This is a genomic window from Mesorhizobium sp. M0077, assembly GCF_040322955.1.
Lineage (GTDB): Bacteria > Pseudomonadota > Alphaproteobacteria > Rhizobiales > Rhizobiaceae > Mesorhizobium.
Genome location: NZ_JAMYUL010000008.1, coordinates 236875 through 255209 on the forward strand (window position 1 = coordinate 236875; position 18335 = coordinate 255209).

General features: G+C 61.8%; 21 protein-coding genes. 9 read left to right on the top strand and 12 right to left on the bottom strand.

The window, feature by feature from the left end; translation table 11 throughout:
• Window positions 1-19 precede the first annotated feature (19 nt).
• Together NKJ57_RS17915 and NKJ57_RS17920 are read left to right on the top strand one after the other, a co-directional pair.
• A complete protein-coding gene (locus NKJ57_RS17915; RefSeq protein WP_352511588.1) occupies window positions 20-1468 on the top strand; it encodes an NAD-dependent succinate-semialdehyde dehydrogenase in 1449 nt (482 codons plus the stop codon).
• Window positions 1465-2292 carry an alpha/beta hydrolase gene (locus NKJ57_RS17920; RefSeq protein WP_352511427.1) on the top strand — a complete coding sequence of 276 codons (828 nt, stop codon included), beginning with the start codon at window positions 1465-1467 and terminating at the stop codon, window positions 2290-2292. Before NKJ57_RS17915 ends, NKJ57_RS17920 begins: the two co-directional genes overlap by 4 nt.
• A gap of 323 nt (window positions 2293-2615) precedes the next feature.
• On the opposite strand, the gene NKJ57_RS17925 is transcribed toward NKJ57_RS17920, so the two are convergent.
• Window positions 2616-3512, bottom strand: a complete 897-nt coding sequence (locus NKJ57_RS17925) for an NAD(P)/FAD-dependent oxidoreductase (RefSeq protein ID WP_352511425.1) — start codon at window positions 3510-3512, stop codon at window positions 2616-2618.
• A gap of 129 nt (window positions 3513-3641) precedes the next feature.
• Between NKJ57_RS17925 and NKJ57_RS17930 the strand changes: the two genes are divergently transcribed.
• From NKJ57_RS17930 to NKJ57_RS17940, 3 genes are all read left to right on the top strand, one after another.
• Window positions 3642-4271 carry a TetR/AcrR family transcriptional regulator gene (locus NKJ57_RS17930; protein WP_023751770.1) on the top strand — a complete coding sequence of 210 codons (630 nt, stop codon included), beginning with the start codon at window positions 3642-3644 and terminating at the stop codon, window positions 4269-4271.
• A 536-nt stretch (window positions 4272-4807) separates the two neighbouring features.
• Window positions 4808-5983, top strand: a complete 1176-nt coding sequence (locus NKJ57_RS17935) for a zinc-dependent alcohol dehydrogenase (protein WP_352511424.1) — start codon at window positions 4808-4810, stop codon at window positions 5981-5983.
• A 10-nt stretch (window positions 5984-5993) separates the two neighbouring features.
• The gene (locus tag NKJ57_RS17940) at window positions 5994-6542 is read left to right on the top strand and encodes a hypothetical protein (RefSeq protein ID WP_023740532.1); all 549 of its coding nucleotides are present in this window, start codon (window positions 5994-5996) and stop codon (window positions 6540-6542) included.
• A 255-nt stretch (window positions 6543-6797) separates the two neighbouring features.
• On the opposite strand, the gene NKJ57_RS17945 is transcribed toward NKJ57_RS17940, so the two are convergent.
• Window positions 6798-7019, bottom strand: coding sequence for a hypothetical protein (locus tag NKJ57_RS17945; protein ID WP_352511423.1), 222 nt, complete (start codon window positions 7017-7019; stop codon window positions 6798-6800).
• A gap of 1142 nt (window positions 7020-8161) precedes the next feature.
• Here NKJ57_RS17945 and NKJ57_RS17950 point away from each other — a divergent pair.
• Window positions 8162-8419, top strand: a complete 258-nt coding sequence (locus NKJ57_RS17950) for a hypothetical protein (protein ID WP_245260390.1) — start codon at window positions 8162-8164, stop codon at window positions 8417-8419.
• Between the two features lie 282 nt (window positions 8420-8701).
• On the opposite strand, the gene NKJ57_RS17955 is transcribed toward NKJ57_RS17950, so the two are convergent.
• Window positions 8702-9169 carry a hypothetical protein gene (locus NKJ57_RS17955; protein WP_023686891.1) on the bottom strand — a complete coding sequence of 156 codons (468 nt, stop codon included), beginning with the start codon at window positions 9167-9169 and terminating at the stop codon, window positions 8702-8704.
• Window positions 9170-9584: 415 nt separating this feature from the next.
• Between NKJ57_RS17955 and NKJ57_RS17960 the strand changes: the two genes are divergently transcribed.
• On the top strand, window positions 9585-10184 hold the full coding sequence (locus tag NKJ57_RS17960; protein ID WP_352511421.1) for an EF-hand domain-containing protein: 600 nt from the start codon (window positions 9585-9587) through the stop codon (window positions 10182-10184).
• A 199-nt stretch (window positions 10185-10383) separates the two neighbouring features.
• Here NKJ57_RS17960 and NKJ57_RS17965 read toward each other — a convergent pair whose 3' ends face one another.
• Window positions 10384-10548 (bottom strand): hypothetical protein, encoded by a 165-nt coding sequence (locus NKJ57_RS17965; protein ID WP_023667766.1) that lies wholly within the window; start codon window positions 10546-10548, stop codon window positions 10384-10386.
• A gap of 1003 nt (window positions 10549-11551) precedes the next feature.
• Here NKJ57_RS17965 and NKJ57_RS17970 point away from each other — a divergent pair.
• Both NKJ57_RS17970 and NKJ57_RS17975 read left to right on the top strand, forming a co-directional pair.
• On the top strand, window positions 11552-12211 hold the full coding sequence (locus tag NKJ57_RS17970; protein ID WP_023748784.1) for a L,D-transpeptidase: 660 nt from the start codon (window positions 11552-11554) through the stop codon (window positions 12209-12211).
• A gap of 10 nt (window positions 12212-12221) precedes the next feature.
• Entirely contained in the window at window positions 12222-12737 is a 516-nt protein-coding gene (locus tag NKJ57_RS17975) for an OmpA family protein (RefSeq protein WP_352511420.1), read from the top strand.
• Between the two features lie 306 nt (window positions 12738-13043).
• Here the strand turns inward: NKJ57_RS17975 and NKJ57_RS17980 are convergent, their stop codons facing one another.
• The 8 genes from NKJ57_RS17980 to NKJ57_RS18015 all read right to left on the bottom strand — a co-directional run bounded on the left by NKJ57_RS17980 (window position 13044) and on the right by NKJ57_RS18015 (window position 18303).
• Window positions 13044-13913, bottom strand: coding sequence for an SDR family oxidoreductase (locus tag NKJ57_RS17980; protein WP_352511418.1), 870 nt, complete (start codon window positions 13911-13913; stop codon window positions 13044-13046).
• Between the two features lies 1 nt (window position 13914).
• Window positions 13915-14079: a hypothetical protein gene (locus NKJ57_RS17985; protein ID WP_023815135.1), complete on the bottom strand. Its 165-nt coding sequence runs from the start codon at window positions 14077-14079 to the stop codon at window positions 13915-13917.
• Window positions 14080-14102: 23 nt separating this feature from the next.
• On the bottom strand, window positions 14103-15869 hold the full coding sequence (locus NKJ57_RS17990; RefSeq protein ID WP_023740525.1) for a thiamine pyrophosphate-dependent enzyme: 1767 nt from the start codon (window positions 15867-15869) through the stop codon (window positions 14103-14105).
• A 9-nt stretch (window positions 15870-15878) separates the two neighbouring features.
• Window positions 15879-16022, bottom strand: a complete 144-nt coding sequence (locus NKJ57_RS17995) for a hypothetical protein (RefSeq protein ID WP_023738314.1) — start codon at window positions 16020-16022, stop codon at window positions 15879-15881.
• Between the two features lie 130 nt (window positions 16023-16152).
• Window positions 16153-16341 (bottom strand): hypothetical protein, encoded by a 189-nt coding sequence (locus NKJ57_RS18000; RefSeq protein WP_023740524.1) that lies wholly within the window; start codon window positions 16339-16341, stop codon window positions 16153-16155.
• A gap of 172 nt (window positions 16342-16513) precedes the next feature.
• Complete coding sequence (locus NKJ57_RS18005; protein WP_023699894.1) at window positions 16514-16759, bottom strand: hypothetical protein; 246 nt, start codon at window positions 16757-16759, stop codon at window positions 16514-16516.
• 13 nt (window positions 16760-16772) lie between these two features.
• Complete coding sequence (locus tag NKJ57_RS18010) at window positions 16773-16988, bottom strand: hypothetical protein (protein WP_023732308.1); 216 nt, start codon at window positions 16986-16988, stop codon at window positions 16773-16775.
• Window positions 16989-17175: 187 nt separating this feature from the next.
• On the bottom strand, window positions 17176-18303 hold the full coding sequence (locus NKJ57_RS18015; protein WP_352511417.1) for an NAD(P)/FAD-dependent oxidoreductase: 1128 nt from the start codon (window positions 18301-18303) through the stop codon (window positions 17176-17178).
• Window positions 18304-18335 lie beyond the last annotated feature (32 nt).

The window sequence follows — 18335 nt, forward strand, 5'->3', positions numbered from 1 at the left end:
ATCCGACGAGGATCAAGATATGTTCGACTACGCCACGGTCTCGCACGGTCTCTACATTGGCGGACGCTGGCGGCCCTCATCGGAGGGCCGCGTGATCGAAGTGGTCGATCCCTCGACCGAAGCCGTGATCGCTGCGGTTCCCGACGCCACGCTCGCAGACGCCGCCGCCGCCGTCGACGCTGCCGCGAAGGCGGCGGCCGGCTGGCGCGAGACCCCGCCACGCAGGCGATCGGAAATACTGCGGCGCTGCTTCGAACTGATGACCGAACGGATGGAGACGTTGGCCGCGCTGATCTCGCTGGAGAACGGCAAGGCGCTGCGCGATGCGCGCGGCGAAGTCGCTTATGCGGCGGAATTCTTTCGCTGGAACGCCGAGGAAGCGGTCCGCATCAACGGCGAGTTCGGCCTTGCACCCTCGGGCGCGAACCGGATCATTGTCGACTACCAGCCCATCGGCATTTGCGTGCTCATCACGCCATGGAATTTCCCAGCCGCCATGGCGACACGTAAAATCGCTCCGGCGCTGGCGGCCGGCTGTACGGTGATCCTGAAGCCCGCCAGCGAGACACCGCTGACGGCCTATGCGCTTGCGGCGCTCTACGAGGAAGCCGGCGTGCCGCCCGGCGTCGTCAACGTCCTGACGACCTCGACCCCCGGACCGGTGACGGCGGCCATGCTGGCCGATCCGCGCGTGCGAAAGCTGTCCTTCACCGGCTCGACCGGCGTCGGGCGCGTGCTGCTGGCCGAAGCCGCAAAGCACGTCATCTCCTGTTCCATGGAGCTTGGCGGCAACGCACCCTTCATCGTCTTCGACGACGCCGACTTGGAAGCAGCCCTCGACGGTGCGATGGTTGCCAAGATGCGCAACGCCGGCGAAGCCTGCACGGCCGCCAACCGGCTTTACGTCCAGGCCGGCATCCATGATGCTTTCGCGGAAGGCTTGAGCAAACGCATGGCGGCACTCAACCTGGGCCCGGGCACAGACTCAGACACAGAATGCGGGCCGATGATCACCAGGAAGGCTGTGCACAAGATCGACCGGCTTGTGCAGGACGCCGTTGCCCGCGGCGCCAAAATCCTGTGTGGCGGCGGCGTATCTGAAGGCAGAGGCTTTTTCTATCCGCCAACGGTGCTCAAGGACGTGCCGGCCGACGTTGCCATGGCTCACGAGGAGATCTTCGGTCCCGTGGCGCCGATCAGTCGCTTCGACAGCGAGGCGGAGGTCATCGCCAAGGCCAACGACACAGAATACGGTCTCGCGGCCTACATCTACACGCGCGACCTGGCCAGAGGAATGCGCGTGGCATCGAAGATCGAGTCCGGCATGATCGCGCTCAACCGCGGCCTGATGTCGGATCCGGCGGCGCCCTTCGGCGGAGTCAAGCAAAGCGGGTTGGGGCGAGAAGGCGGCCAGAAGCATGGCGTTGCCGAGTTCATGGAGGCCAAGTACATCGCCGTGACCCTGTGAGCGGACATCACGCCAAAGATCCGTTTCGCATTCGCGATCATGTGGTCGAGTTCGACGACATGGTCGCCGAGATCGTTCGCAGAAGCGAGGACACCAGGGCGAATGTTCCCATGGTCGCCGATGTCGCCTACGGGGCTGACGCCACCGAAACCGTGGATCTGTTCTTTCCCGAGGGCAAACGGGACCGCCTGCCGGTGCACATGTTCATCCACGGGGGCTATTGGCGCATGTTCTCCAAGCGCGACTATTCCTACGTCGCCGAGACCGTTACGAACGCAGGTGCGATCGCGGTCATTGTCGACTACGCGCTGATGCCGACCGTCAGGATGGCCAGGATCGTCGACCAGGTGCGCCGCGCCAAGCGATGGGTATTTGACAATGTCGTACACCATGGCGGCGATCCCGGCCTGCTGACCGTTAGCGGTCATTCCGCCGGTGCGCATCTGGCAACAATGCTTTTCGACGGTGACGAGCGGCCTTCCGGCATCAAAGCTGCGCTGCTGCTTGGCGGCCTCTACGACCTGAAGCCATTGCAGATGTCGTTCCTTGCCGCCGAGATCGCGATCACCGACGAGGAGGCCCGCCGATTCTCGCCGATCGATCACAGTTTCGATCCATCCGTGGACGTAGATATCTTGGTCGGCGCCGATGAAACGCCGCCGTTCCACAGCCAGGCCGCACTCTTCACGGACCACCTTGACACACAGGGACTGACTGTTTCGCGCACCACCCTTGGCGGGGCCAATCACATGAGCAGCGTCCGTGACCTTGGCTTGGCTGGTACCGAGGCCGCGTCACTGCTGGCCCGCGTCGTGGCCGCCTGAGACTTCCGCCAGAAGCGCTGCTGGACGCGACCGTTCTGCAAAGTAGCGTCGCAGCATCGGGTACCGACAGCGGTGGCGAATCTCCCGCCACCGGTCCCCATACCGTAAGCCCGCCGTCGATGTCGACGTCGACGTGGTTCATGCTTTCCAGCGTGATTGAGCTTGATAACCGATGTCGGCGATCGCCGTCATGCCGGCAGCGCAGTTGAGTTCCCAAAGCCAACTGGCCAAAGATGCCCCTCAGGGGAGAGCGGGCCGGCGTTCCGTAACCTCGCCTTCAGAATATGATAGCCCGCGGCACCCGGAGAAGGGAATCTGCGCTCTCAAACCAGCATCGACTGCTGGGCGAAGATGCCCGCCGTCGCGCCGTGCGATATTGCCAGGGTGACCGATGGCGGCGTGAGGGGGTTGGCGAGGTCGCCCGCGGCGTAGATGCCGGGCATGCTGGTTTCGCGGCGCTCGTCGACCTTGAGGATTACGCCGAGGGGCGTATCGACCGTGGCGAGGCCCAGTGATTCATGCAGGCCTGCGGATGGCTTGTTGCGCGGATGCGCGAACAGGATGTCGACCGCGACATTGGGGCCGGTATCGAGCTTGACGGTGGCGTTATGCCCCCCGTGATGGGCGATCTCGATGATCCGGCCGTCGACGACAGGTATGTTGCGGCGCGCCAGACCGGCCCGGATATCGGGCGGAATGTCGTGACCATCGGCAAAGACCGTCAACCTGTCGGTCCAATCGTGGAACAGCCTGACCTGATTCATCGACTGTGGGCCGGACCAGACGAGGCCCCAATGCTGGCCGGCGACTTCAAAGCCGTCGCAATAGGGGCAGGGCACGATGGACGTGCCCCAACCTTCGGCAAAGCCCGGAACATCAGGCATCTGGTCGGCGACGCCATAGCTCAGGATCAGCCGGCGCGCGCCGAGGCTTCCGCCATCGCCAGTGAGGACGGAGAAATCGTCGATGGCCCCGGAGAGGCTGTCGGCCCGGGCATTGACCAGCTTGATCGTGGGATAGCGCGCCAGCTGCCGCCGCGCCTCGGCCAGGATGTCCAGCGGTGGCTTGTGATCGTGGCCGAGCAGGCCATGCGAGTGGCCGGCGAAGCGGTTGCGCGGCAGGCCGGTATCGAGAACGGTGACCTTACGGCGGGCACGGCCGAGTTGCAGGGCGCCGGCGAGACCGGCAAAGCTGCCGCCGATGATGATGACGTCATCCATGATGGGCTCCGTGTTGTGGATGAGGGGCTGGTTGGACCTGGTTGAAACCTACCCATCGGCTTGCGCATTTCAGAAACTACATGGTATCGTAATCCAAGAATTAGGATACTGTCAAGGACTGGAATTGTCGTGACCGAAAATAGCCAGGGCCGGCGCGGCCGGCCCGCCAACGAGGCGCTTGGCCAAACGATACTCGACGCTGCGTCCGAACTCTTTGTGGAATTGGGTTTTCAAGCGACCACATTGGACAAGGTCGCCCAGCGGGCGAAGATATCCAAACTCAGCATCTATCGGCACTTCGAGAACAAGGAGGCGCTGTTCAGCGCGGCGATGGCGGCCGGCTGCCATCAGTTGTTTGCGCCACAGGCCCTTCTTGAAGGCGTCGGCGGTTCGGTCGAAGATCAGCTCATGGCGGTGGGATCGTCCCTGCTTCGCACGCTGTTGAGATCAGACGTCCGCAGTGTCGAAGCCATGGTCATGGCCGACCAGACGAATCCAAGGTCGTTAAGCAAGCTCCATTTCGAAGCCGGCCCCGCCCATGTCATCGCCCAAATCGAGGTCCTGTTGCGTCAGTTGCACGCGAAGGCGGTTCTGAACGTGCCCGATCCTCTCCGGTCCGCCCGCTTGTTTGCCGCGCTTTTCAAAGGATCCGATCTTTTGATTATCGCACGCTTCGATGAGGCGAGAGCGGCGGACGACAATGAAATCGAATCCTATTGCCGGTCGGCCGTCGCCATGTTCATCGCTGCGCACGGCTAGCAGTCCGCCCTGCCCGCTAATCATTGTATTTCTGCGAAATACTCCGCTAGTGTCGCCGTCGCGATGGGCGCCCATCCACCCCATGTCGATCGCGTCGGGTCGGGCTGCGCGCCCGCCGGTGAGCGGCATCTCCTACCTGCTCCGGTCACACAGCGCTGACCCTTGAGCGCCTCCGCCGACCTGAGGGCGAGGAAGAGAATGCCGGTTATGGCCGCGAGAATCGAGCAGATGAGGTGTCGATCGCCGCGAAGGGACACCTGCGGACGGACCTTCTTTGGCACACTTGAGTACGTCCATTCGTGGCTCGGGCTCCAGCGGTTCGTGCCCCGACGCGCCTGGGAAGGCCGCTGGTGCCCGCGACAGATCCTTCCAAGGTGCAGGTCTGGAATGGCCCAAAAATTCTCTCGAGCTCCCGGAACATCGGTCCGCCCCTGTGGTTCGACAAGCAGCGGCACAGTCGATCCAACCAGGCATCGGCCCGCTTAGGACAGGCGCGAGGTCCCTACCCACAGATCTTGCGAAAATAGGAGCAAGCTATGCGAGCGTTGGTCTGGCACGGCAAGGAAGACATACGCTGCGATCAGGTTTCGGACCCGGGAATTGAGGATGAACGTGACGCGATCATCAAGGTGACGAGTTGTGCGATATGCGGCTCCGACCTTCACCTCTACCACAACTATGTGCCAGCCATGCTGCCCGGCGACATCATGGGCCACGAGATGATGGGAGAGGTCGTCGAGGTCGGCAAGGGCGTCAACGGCGCTCTGAAGGAGGGAGACCGCATCGTCGTGCCGTTCACCATAATCTGCGGTGAGTGCGACCAGTGCAAGCGACAGAACTTTTCGGTTTGCGAACGCACAAACCGCAAGAAGAATCTCGGTGACAAGGTGTTCGGGCACACCACCGCGGGTCTGTTCGGCTACACTCATTTGACCGGCGGCTATCCCGGGGGACAGGCGGAATACATGCGTGTGCCGTTCGCCGATGCCACGCACGTAAAGGTGCCTGACAGCCTTTCCGACGAGCAGGTTCTCTTCCTCGGCGATATTTTTCCTACCGGATGGCAGGCGGCGGCACAGTGCGACATTGAGCCCAACGATACGGTTGCGGTGTGGGGCTGCGGCCCAGTCGGGCAGATGGCCATACGCAGCGCCCTGCTGCTCGGCGCGAAACAGGTGGTGGCGATCGATTGCCTGCCGGAACGGCTTTCCATGGCCGCGGCCGGCGGCGCCATCGCCATCAATTTCGCCGAGGAAAGTGTCGTCGAACGACTGCGGGAACTCACCGGCGGAAAGGGCCCGGAGAAGTGCATCGATTGCGTCGGCATGGAAAGCCACGTCTCGCTGGCCCAGCCCGATACCGTCTACGATCGCGCAAAGCAGTTGATGCTGATGGAAAATGATCGACCGCACGTTTTGCGTGAGATGATCTATGTCTGCCGGCCGGCCGGCGTGATCTCGATCCCCGGCGTCTACAGCGGGCTGGTCGACAAGATTCCGATGGGACAGGCAATGAACAAGGGGCTCACCTTCCGAATGGGGCAGACCCATGTCAACCGTTGGACCGAGGATCTGTTGCGCCGCATCGAAGATGGCCAGATCGACCCATCCTTCGTCATCACCCATACCGTGGGGCTCGAGCAGGGACCCGAGATGTACAAGGTGTTTCGCGACAAGCAGGACAGCTGCATCAAGGTTGTACTGAAACCGTAGGGAAATCGTCATGAACGTGATTGCCAAACTTACCAACATCACCCGATCGCCTGGCGATCCCAAAGTGCTGAAGACTGGGCAGAGTGCGGTCGCGGCCTCCGATGGCCTTGCCCGCAAGCTCGGCTGGTTCAGCATCGCGCTTGGCGTCGCCGAGCTGGTTAGCGCCGAGCGGATTGCCGGCGCGCTCGGCATGCGCGGCAAGGAAGACCTGATCCGCGCTTATGGGGCGCGGGAAATCAGCAGCGGCATACTCTCGCTTTCAGTGGACAAGCAGGCCGGGCTTTGGAGCCGGGTGGCCGGCGACGGCCTGGATATCGCGACATTGCTGACAGCGTATCGGCATGGCAACCCAAAGCGCGATAATGTAGGCCTAGCGCTTGCCATGGTCGCCGGCATCACATTGCTCGACATCATCGGTGCGAAAAGCGTGACCGCGCGCCACTCTCGGAGCGGGACCAAGCCACGCGATTACAGCGATCGAAGCGGCTTTCCCGGAGGCACTGCCGCAGCCCGCGACCGTGCCCGCTCGCAGCGCAGCCAGGAGGCCGGCACAGCCTGATAGAGATTTCCGAACCCTGGCGCCATGCGACCTGGACAGGTGGCATCTCGTCAGGCCCTAACGCCAGAGGTGGTAGCTCTCGGCGAGCCGAGTTTGCTGGAACAGAGTGGACCGTCGCGCGGCCGTTCTCGCCGTCTCCTGGGTCACCGCCGCGCATGGGTTGTGTGGCCGGTGCGTTAAAGGCACGAAGCTAGCAGCGATCCGACCGGCGTCGAGCCTTCCATGTCTCTTGCCTTGGCAAGGTTCCGGCGATCCTCAGGCCGAGCCGCGTTCGGGAAGCTCGGTCTCTTCCGCCACCCCTTTCCGCAGGTCTCGGCGCAAGCGTTCCGCTTCGTCGGAATTATTATCGTCGTCTGTCCGCTCGAGTTCGCGATCGATTGTCTCGCGCGACCCCTCTGCCGGATCCTGTTGCGGAGATGTGTTCGGGCCGGTTTCGATCTTGCCGTCGGGAACGGTGCGGTCGCGAGACTTCGTCATCTTCAGCTTCCCTTTCATCTGTCATCTGCCTCGGCATCTCCGATGGCATGAATTTTGGCCGCTTCCCTGCCGAACCGGATCGTCGACGCTTTGTTCCGGGAAAGCCCCCGCAGGTTCGTGCTGGTCGGCCCCGGGGCATTGGTCGATGCCCTTGCCGGGAAGGATCCTATGCCAACGAGGTCGGCGGCAGCCTCATCGATGTCGTTATCAACATGTGGGCTGTGAAGGCGTTTTCGGCCCGGACACGCGAGCACGCCAGGCTCGCGGCGAGTTTTCGAACCGAAGCAGATGCGCAGCGTAACAACTGGATGTATACGGAAAAGGCTGCCTCATCCACGACATCGCGCTTTCGGTAATGGCCGGCGGCATGCTCGCCTGGGCGGTCCGGCAGCTGGTAGCGAACTGGTCATAGGCCTTTGCAAAGCCGCGTCGATTAAGCGGGTGCGGTAGCGCTGGTCGGTGTAGCGTCGAGGCATCTGTCAACCGGAGACAAGCGCGACCGCTTTTGGGACCTCACTGTTTTTTCCACCGGGACTCGACATCTCACTATCATAGTTGATTGTGGCTGCCGGTGACCCTGCGTAATGGATAGCCATTCCAACTCTCCAACAGGAAAACGGTATGTTGTATCCGGGTCGGTTTTTGGGGCCAAGCGAGATTGAGATGCTCGCCCAGGTTTGTCACACGGTCTGCAAAGAGCGCGCCCTACCTCTTGCTTCGCAGAACGGAGAGCGCATAGCTGCGCATATACTCAGGCTGTTTATGAATGGCTTGATTGAGCAGAATGAACTGCTCGATGCTGAGAGGAACTGGGCTCTTCGGCTTGACCGTTCGGTCCAGCAGACGATGTCAACTACGCGCACATGAGAGGCCGCGGGACCCAGTTTGGTTCTTACAGCCGAACACCCGCCGCTATCTGAGATATGTTGCGGGGTTTTCTTCGCCGCGGAGTGATCCGATACAGTGCGCGGAAATCATGGCAATCCTGTTCGCAGTGATTCTATTGATACGCGTAATCGCAGTCGCATTCTTGGTCGTCGGAAAGCCGCCAGGGCCAGTTGGGAACAAACCTGACGTTTAAGCGTTTGTAGAGCCCTTCCACCGGGCAACTCACCGAAATGCTTCTTGCCGTGCATGATGCGATGTCGACGGCCGTCTTGGCGGGCAGGAGCGCCAATGCGGAAATAGTAGGCGTGGTCGACCTCACCAACAAAGCTGAGGTCGACATCGGCATCACCAGCTTGGGAAGAGCCATCCAGTTCGTGGCCAACGCCTCGGTGCTTGGATACGACATTCGCGGCGCCATGGTCTTCTATGGCGCGCCCGGTACCCCGAGCCTAAGGGCGAGAGAGTGCGAGCGCTTGTGGGCGCAGTTTGGCGGCGCGCTTCTACAGCCGTAGCTCTATCAGGACGTTCGCCCCGCCCGTTCTTGGTATGAACGCGTACGGAACTGAGGCGCTACCCAGCCGCAGCGGGAATGGCTCAGTGGTAGCTCTAGCTGGCGACCGCACTAAGCAGCTTTTCGGTGATGGGCTTTGAGCGGCTGAGCCAGCGTGAGAACGTTCGGCCGCATATCTGCCGGTGCCTGCTTTCATGTGACTGGGCGAGGCTATTGGGGAGCCGGGTTGACCACTGGCCCTTAGCCGAGGGAAGCACAGTACGGCAACCTCGCTCTTTGCTGGCTAACATCCTTCCGCTCTCAGGGACCGGACCATGCGCACAACAACAGGGTCATACGGTTTCTTTTCGGATTTCCGATAATTCATTGTGAAAAGCGCGGCACGCTGGTTGCAGACCATAATTGCACGGACGTAGCGAATCTCGCCATTCTTGACCCCGGAGTAGCTGGCCCATTTCGGGGCTAGGCGCCGATAGGTCAGTCGCCAACCGGCCTTTTCGTCCTCGATCATGCGATGTTCAATCTCGGCGCGAAAACTTGCTTTGCCCAGTCGCGCGCCCCAAACGACCAGAAACGCGTCTCTTGGGCCCTGAAAAGCCGCGCCCTGCTGCGAATTCTGGGTCAGGACGAAATTCGGAGGAATATCGAAACTAAAGCCAAGCTGTCGGACGCCGAAGGGCTGCCACGCCTCGGCCTGAAGCAACGTGGTCCAAAAGAGAAAAACTGTAAGTCCCAGCAGCAGGCGTCGCATTGCTCTGATTTAGCGCTGGCTAACATGGTGTCCAGACGGACAGAGGTCCGTGACATAAAAAATATGCATCATGGCCGCGCAGCATATGGACGCGGGATTCGCGATTGACGCGTGCGGTCGAAACGGCTTCCGTCCCACGAAAGGAGAGGACGCAGAGGGAATTGGTGCGTCGGTATGATCGACTGGCAGAAAATTGGCGAGGCCGAATGTCCAACGTTCATTGCCCGCAAAAATGGGCGCCGGCTTCCTCTTGTGCCTAGGGAAGAAGAGCCGAAATTATTCCCTGACGAAGACCCTGATCTACCTCAGACGGGGGGCATGCCCTGTAACTTCGCCGTGACCTGATCCCCTTCGGGGAACAATCAGATCGAGCTCCAGTTTGGCCTTCCAAGCGAAGGCACTGATGGAGCATGCCATGAGATTTCCACACAGCACGACGGCCGCGGCCGCCGTTTTCATTGCCCTGACCTCCCCCGCGCTCGCCCAGACAAGCGGAACACCATCACCCTCGACACCTGCACCCGCTCCGGCAACCGAACCGCCGGCCGCCGGACAGTTGCCGGATGCGACCGGACAAGCGGATGGACCAACACGCGAAATGATCCGCCAGATGGTTGAGCAAGCTGTCCGTGAGCGACTGCAGCAGGATCGCGGTTCCGAAGAGGGTTTCCGCGAGGAAGATAGTCGCAACTATCAAGGCGATCGCAACGAGGATGCTGACCGCCACGATGAAGATGGCGACCGTTGGCAGAACCACGGTGACCGCGATCGTGGACACAGAATGGCTGGACGCTGGCATCATCAGATGATGCGCGGTGCCGGCATGCGACTGATGTTCGGGCTGTTGGACACCGATGGCGACGGATCGGTGTCCGAGGACGAGGTTCAACGCGCGGTGGGCAGGATGTTCAGTAGCATTGACGAGAATGATGATGGCAAGATCGATGTGAACGAGATCCAGTCCTTCATGCATGGCTCCAGCATGCATGGCACTGATAGCGAGGACACGCCGTAGCTGTCTTCAAAGGGAATGCCCTCCCTCGGACAAAGCGGGCGCGTGGCGGCCGATCCCGAAGCGATGTCTCTTGGCTGTTAGGCGCCCGGCCAGCACCCTTTAGGCTTGAGCTATTCCCGCAGTCCCGCGAGACGCCAGCCGTGACAAAAAAGGCTTCGCATTGCTGATCAAGGAACGATCGAAGCCGACCAACGCAGGGTCACTCGGGCGCCCGGTCCTCCAGCAGAACGAAGGATGCGGCGATCAAGTCGTCGCCATTGATACGTCCTTGGCTGTCCTCCAACATAGTTGCAACCTTGTGGAAGGCCATCATTTCACCCGCGTCAATCTGCGCTTCACGCATCTTGGCTGTGAGATCAGCCACGCGATTTCCTAACGAATGTGATTTTGCAGTCTCGCAATTCGACATGATTAGTCATCCTTTGCCTTGGGGTTTCACGCTGCCGAACGCAATGCTTCAGCGGATGTTCCGAATTTGGCCATCAGTCTTATGGGATAGGACTTGCGTCTGATGGCGGTTGGAAGAAGCCCGAACGGCGGAACACGCAGCCGGACGCCGAATTGGAAACCCACCGTCGATCGAAGTCCCTTGTCGCCGGTTGAGATCCCGCCATCTTCACTGTCGAGAGGGTGGCGGGATCGCCTTCCGAGGAGCGAGCGCATATGAGAGTAATAGTATTCGCAGATGTACTCACGGCCATCCTGCTCGCTTCTTTTGTCTGCGCATGTTCATTCTTTTCGGGAAACCCCATCTCTCCAACAACGCAACACCGCGTTGCTACCCATGCTGATGCGATGACAACTGCATCAACAAGCAAAGCGTCTTCGCCTAAGGTGCGATTGCCGGAGGCTTTCGACTTGAAGGTCGTCCAACGGGTCCCGGTGGTCAGGCGGTGGCGTTCAGCGGGAGCCAGGTAGACTCATCGCGAAAATCCCGCAGCGAGGCATGTCGCAAGTCCTCCTCACGGCGTGCGGATACTGGAATCCGCCTGGCTCGTTGTAACAGGCATGCGAAGATGAGTGTCGGCGCATGGACGCGGAAAAACCCGCCAGCGTGAGCCAGCGGGCCTTGTGATGGGATGGCCCGCGCGTGCGGTCAAGGCTGCGCGGGCCGACCATGATGAATGAGGGGACATCTTGGTCACCGGCACGACCGATGAAGAACGAGCCGGGTGTGACAAAACACCCTTGGAGCGAGGATGTTCCCGTCCGCACAAAAAAGCCCGCCGGCGTGAGCCGGCGGGCAGCCGCTATTTTGCCGTCAAGCGGACAGACCGCTTGCGGCCCACCCACTGCAGCATTTTCCACTTTGAGCCGAAATCATTCTCAACTATAGTTCGCCAGGCTTAAGGCATGGGGGATTGCCGATGGTTTTATCACGCAGGGGTGTCGTGCTCGGCGGTCTGGCGCTGGTCGCGGTCGGTGGAACCGGCAATATTGTTCAAGCCGCGGGGGCAAAATCCTTTTTCGCCGGTACCGCCAGCGATAACGATTTCGTCTATCGCAAGACCAACTTCGCCAAGATCGACAAGAGATGGCATCGCCAGATCGTCAAGTATTTCAGCAGCGAGCCGGTCGGCACCGTCGTGGTCGATACCCGCCATCACTTCCTCTACCTCATCATGGAAAACAAGACTGCCATCCGCTACGGCGTCGGCGTCGGCAAGGAAGGCTTCAAATGGTACGGCCGCGCGACGATCGATCGCCGCGCGCTGTGGCCGCAGTGGGTCCCGCCCCCCGAAATGCGTGAGCGCAAACCGGACTTACCGCCCATGATCGCAGGCGGCGCGTCCAACAATCCGCTCGGGCCGCGCGCGCTCTATCTGTACCGCGACGGCGCCGACATCGGCTACCGCCTGCATGGCACGCTGGAGCCATGGAGCATCGGCACCGACGCTTCCAGCGGCTGCATCCGCATGTTCCCCGAAGACATCATCGACCTCTACCAGCGGTGCCCGATCGGCACCGCGGTGGAGGTCCTGCCGCACATCGCCGACCAGGCGCCCGCTTCCACCACTGTCGAATGATTGGCGCATCATGAACCGCATGATTGAAAACACGCGCCGGCTGCTCGCCGCCGGCCTGCTGGTTGTGGCTGCCACATCCTGCTCGACCAGCAACACGCTGGCCCCGTCGACGCCCGACGTCACCAACGCCGAGATTGCCGGCTTCCAGAACGTGCAGCCGGGCAGCGAGGAGGATTTTATCCTCAATGTCGGCCGCCGCACCTACTTCACGAAAGGTTCGGCCGCGCTCGATTCTGTCGCCAAGGCCACCCTCGACACCCAGATCGCCTGGTTGACAAAGCATCCGCGCTGGCTGCTCAAGCTGCAGGGTTTCGCCGACGATCCCGGCGCAAGCGAAACGGCGCTGTCACAGCAGCGCGCCGATGCGGTGATGGACTACCTCGCCGCCGGCGGCATAGACCGGAACCGCATGTGGGCCAAGGGCTACGGCAAGGACAGGCTGGTCCGCGACTGCCCCGACTCCGCCTGCAGGTCGCAGAACCGCCGCGTTGTGTCTAATTTGCGCGATGAGAGGGACGAGTCGTAGAGGCTGCTGTTTTGCTGGTCGCCATATCAGTCTCACAACGCGACGGCGGCATGGCTGCAATGCGCCTATCGGGGACATTCACCCAGCGTTTGCCCCTCCCCGAAAGCTGACGCTCCGGTTGAACCCGGAGTGAAGTCAGCTTCCCGTCTACCAACCTCCGGTTCAGGGTCTGGTGGGAGGCTTCGGCATCCGCCTCGGCCAGTTTGCGGACGTGGCGGTTGTCCGCGATCCTGATCGCGCATGAGCCTCGCCACATGTCGGTGTGCTACCGGGAGTGGGCGCCGTGGAGCTGGCAGGTACGCTCGCTCAAAGCATCGGCCGTCCACCGGTGACCTCGTAGAGTGCGCCGGTGGTGTAGCTCGATCCTTCCGAGGCAAGCAGCACATAGGTCGCTGCAAGCTCTGCCGGTTGCCCGGGACGCTTGAGCGGTGTGTTCTTCCCGAACTCCTTGACCTTCTCAGAGGGCATTGTCGACGGGATCAGCGGCGTCCAAATCGGCCCGGGAGCGACCGCGTTTACCCGAATGCCGCGTTCAGCTACCAGTCCTGCAAGTCCGGCGGTGAAGTTGGCGATCGCTCCTTTGGTAGTGGCGTAGGCAAGCAGTGCCGGCGAGGGACTGGTCGCGTTGATCGAGGATGTGTTGATGATGGTCGAGCCGGGTTCCATGTGCTTCACTGCTTCCTGGGACAGATAGAACATCGCATAGACATTGGTGCGAAAGGTGAGATCCCATTCCTCCGCGCTGATGTCCTCCAGCTTCTCGAACGACGCCTGGTGGGCTGCATTGTTGACGAGGATGTCCAGGCGCCCGCATTCATCGATAGCTCGCTGCACAAGCGACCGCGCGAAGATTTCGTCCGAGATGTCGCCGCGTGCGAGCACCGCCTTGCGCCCCGCTTCCTCGACCAAGCGCGCCGTCTCCTGCGCATCTTCGTCCTCTTCAAGGTAGGAGATGATGACGTCGGCGCCTTCGCGTGCAAACGCGATAGCCACCGCCCGGCCGATGCCCGAGTCCGCGCCGGTGATCAGCGCGACGCGGTCCGTCAGCTTACCGCTGCCGCGATAGCTCTCCTCTCCGTGGTCGGGCCGTGGATCCATCTCGTCGGTGTAGCCGGGCATGTCCTGCTGCTGTTCGGGAAGCGGCGGCTGAGGATATTTCTGCTTGGCATCCTGCATGTCAGCTCCTTTTTTGGCTGGAGTTGCGGTTGTGTCGATCCGGTTCCGTGATTGGTCCCTTGGCGGCTTTCGAGCCACCGCCCCATTCCTCGGCCTTGCACGCTTGGTCGCCGCCCATGAGGTCCGGCGAACCGCGATTTGCGGTGCCGCTGTCGGTCTTGTTCAACTCGTGCTCCTTCTTGCGTGTGGTCAGTCTTTCTCGCCGGCGGTAATCATCGACCTAAGCGGCTCTTGCGCCACATTCGCCTCGATTTCCGCGCGTCCGGGGGTATCCGGTAGCGCCTTGCGGAAATTTCTCGCATAATCCGGTGGCATCTTCGGTGGCATCATCGGTTCGTACGGGTCGACCACGGCCTCGATGACCACCGGACCCTCAGCAGCCAGGGCAGCGTCGAGAACACCTTCCACCTCCTCGGCGCGAGAGACGCTGTAGCCGATGCCGCCCATGGCTTCGGCGGCCATGGCGAAGTCGATGGGCTGGAGTTCGCAGGCGAATTGCGGGTTACCGAGGAACATCATCTGCTCCCAGGCGATCTGATTGAGCATGCCGTTCTTGAGCACGAGCACCTTGAGTGGGACCCGGTACCGAACTGCCGTCGAGAACTCTCCGAGCTGCATCGCGAGACCGCCGTCGCCGACGACCGCGAAGACCGGCCGGCCGGGAAAGGCCAGGCCCGCGGCGATCGCGTAGGGCAGTCCGCATGCCATCGAGGCCAGCGCGCCCGAGACGCCGAAGGCCTGCCCGTCACGCAGCTCGATATGGCGGGCCGCCATCTCGGTGTTCTGGCCGGAATCGGCAACCAGGATCGCCTCATCGGGCAATCGTTTCCCAAATGCGCGTGTAACCACCTGGGGCTTGAGCGAAGTGGCGGCCTTTTGCTCCGACTGCGCCATCATCTCGCGCCAGCGTCGCATGCCCGCCTGCGCCTTCTCGAGGAAGCTGCGATCATCCTTGCGCTTCAGGCGCTTGTTCAGCAATCGCAGCGTCACGGCGGCATCGCCGGCAAGGCCGGCCTCAACGGGATAGCGCAGGCCGATGCGCTGCGGGTCGCGCTCGATCTGCACCCCGCGCGCCTGTCCCGGCTTCGGGTAGTATTCGATGTAGGGAAAGGTCGAGCCGACGACGAGCAGCGCGTCACATTCCTCCATGATTTCCTGCGACGGCAGCGTGCCGAGAATTCCGATGCCGCCAGTCGTCAGCGGGTGATCGTCGGGCAAGGCAGCCTTACCGAGCAAGGCCTTTGCGACGGGGGCACCAAGCAGCTCCGCCGTCTCTTCCAACTCGTGCCTGGCACCAAGCGCGCCCCGACCGGCGAGGATCGCGACCTTCGTCGCGCCGTTCAGGATCTCGGCGGCTTTCGCAAGTTGTTCTTCGTCGGGAAGCCTGCTTCCTTCGAACCAACGATCCGGCGTATGCGACGGTTTGTTGCGCTTCGAGCGCTTGGCCTGGTCGAGCGTGTGCTCCTGCACATCGCTAGCGATCGACAGATGCGCAACGCCGCGACGTGCCAGCGCCGACCTGCAGGCGAGACCGGCCAGGCTTTCCATATGCGCCGCGTCGGAGACCTGCGCGTTGAAGACGGCGACATCGCTGAAGACGCGCGTCAAGTCGACATCCTGCTGGGTGAAGGTCTCGATGAGGTCGTGGAACTGCATGCCGGTAATGGCGAGCACCGGCGCTTGGTCGAGCTTGGCATCGTAGAGTCCCGTCAGGAGGTGTGTGCCGCCAGGGCCGGAAGTTGCGAGGCAGACACCGAGCTTGCCTGTCCATTTTGAGTAGGCGCACGCCATGAACGCCGCGGATTCCTCGTGCCGCACCTGAATGAAGCGGATACGGTCCTGCCGCCTGCGCAGCGCCTCCATGATGCCGTTGATGCCGTCGCCCGGCAGGCCAAAGATGATATCGACGTTCCAGTCGATCAGCGTCTCGATGAGGATGTCCGCGGCGGTCGGCATGTCTCGGTCCTACCGCGATGCGGATCCCGCCGCCTGGCTGCTCTTGTTCGCGGTCTTGTCAGTCTTACGCTGGTCCTTGTCGCCGCCGCGATTGCCGCCATGCAAGTCGTCGGAAGATTGAGCGGTCTTGCCGTCTTCCAAATTAGTGGCCATGCGCAAAGCTCCCTTCATCCGGCCTGCCTAACCAGAAAGTCGGTGAGATGTTCCGTGCCCGAAGGCAAGGCCGCATTCAGGTGCCGAAGGCAAAGGTCTCAGTACCACCCGATGAGGCGCTGTTCGGCAGTCAGCGGCTGAACAGGCGAGGTGCGATCGAACAGACGAAGGCATCGAACTGCTGCGAGGCCGAGGAGTGCATGTAGTGGCCGAGGCTGTCTGATCGCCAAAAGCTCTCGCGGCAGAGCTGGCCGATGTTCAGGTCGCGTCTTCGCAGGTCCCTATAGCCAGAGCGCAACGCCGCCCGGACCGTCCCCATAGGCGAACTCCTCGCACCCCTCGTCGACGATTTCTCGCGCGGGATTCCGCCTCAGTGGCGAAAGGACTCGTTCGTCGCGCACACCGCGGCGGGCGATGTGCGCCTCGACCATGCGGTGCCTGGCGTGCCGGTAGTCTGGCATGGCTCCTCGATAGCCTTAAAGACGACAGGCTTAGTCGTCCTGCCTGCGCTTGTGGTGCTCGCTCTCCTGGTTTTCGCCGCGGATCATCTGGCGATCGTCCTTGTCGGTCAACTCCACGCCCTCGTCGCGCAGATTGGCGCCGCCTTGCCGCGCCTCGCGCTCCTGCTTGGTTCTCTTCAGCTCATCCTCGGCATTGAAATCGTCGCCGGCATTGCTGGTGTTCTCGCGCTTTTCGATGATGCGCAGCTGCTGCTCGTGGGTCTTCCGGCCGGCCATGGCAAGGTGCCTCCTACTTGTTCGTGCGTCCGGTCTGGTCAGGGTTGATGCCGCCCTGAGGCGTCACATCGTTCTGGACATCGCCTTCGAACGTATTGTCCCCATCGAGAGCATCGTTCTCGTCGAGCATATCGCCGCCCTTGACCGCGCCCTTCGAGGTGCCGATTCCCGGGTTGTCTCGCAGATCCTTGTCCGTGGGCTGTTTAGTCTTGGGGTGTTGGTTGGTCATGGAATTTCTCAGCGCTGGTTGAGCTTGGACGAACGACGGTCCTGGCGCTGTCCAACTTCAACGTGGAGAAAATGTTCCGGAACATATTCGCTTGTCAGGTGCGCGTAAGCGGCCAGGCGGCCGCCGTCTCGGCTAGCGAAACTCCAAGCATGCCACATTACATCCCATTCCGAGGCGAATTGGCAGGCTAAAGTGAAAATCGAGACGGTCGAAAGCTTGCAAGGAGTGGGTGCTCTGTTCCGGTGGCGATCTCGGTTGCAAGCAGTTCGCCGGCAATCAAGCCAAGTGTTGCGCCGCTGTGGCTGAAGGCGACGTAATACCCCTCGATCTCCCGCAACTGGCCGAAGACCGGCTCGCCGTCTCCGGGGATCGGCTTGGGCCCGACACCGTAGCTCTCCAATTCCAATTTCGGATGACCGTCGAGAACATTCGACGCTTCGTCGAGAAGCCCCTGGATGGTCGATGCTTTTACGCGATAAGTCCCGTCCGGATTGACTACCACCTCTTTTTCCGACCAGGCAGAATCGAGCGCCAGGGCGCCATCAGGCGTCGGCCGGATGGCGACGCGCGGCGTGTTGAGCACGGCGCGTAGAGGCAAGTCGACTGGCTTGGTCCTGACCAGCAGCGCGATTGGTGTCCCATCGGCAATACGCTGACCGGCCACGGCAACCATTCGCGGCACATCCGCACCGGTCGCCAGAAGCACCGCGTTGGCGGCGAAGCTGATCCCGCTGGTGGTGGTGACGCCGGTGGCGCGGCCGTTGGCGACGGTGACGGTAGCGCTTCCGGCCTCGGTGACCACCTGGCCGCCCCGCTCCACGAATTCCGCGATCAATATTTCGATCAGCGACGGCAGGTCGACCCAGCCCTCACCCGCGTTGAAGATCGCGCCTTGAGGCGTGACAGCGCTTGCGCAGACACCCGGCGTGACCAACCTTATGGTGTCCGCGGACAGATGCTGCGCATCATAGCCGAGACGTTTTTCGTGAGCGAAGACATCGGCGATCTCGTTTGAGGCATCGTCCGCATCCCACGTCAGGCCACCGTCGAAACGCAGCCAGGCGGCATCCGGGCATCGCGCCGACAAACTGCGGTAGCGGTCGATACCGATCATGCGCAGGCGATGATATTCAGCCGAGCGCCTGCGCGCCGAATTGATCCAGGCGAGCGAGCGGCCGGAAGCTCCCTTGGCGAGCGGTCCATCATTGACCAGCACGGTCTCGATGCCGAGCCTTGCAAGATGAACAGCCGAGGAGACGCCAAAAATGCCGCCGCCGACAACAACGACCTTGGAAACCTGATGTGATGCAGCCATGAGATATCTTTCACTGGTGGAGGTTGGTTTGG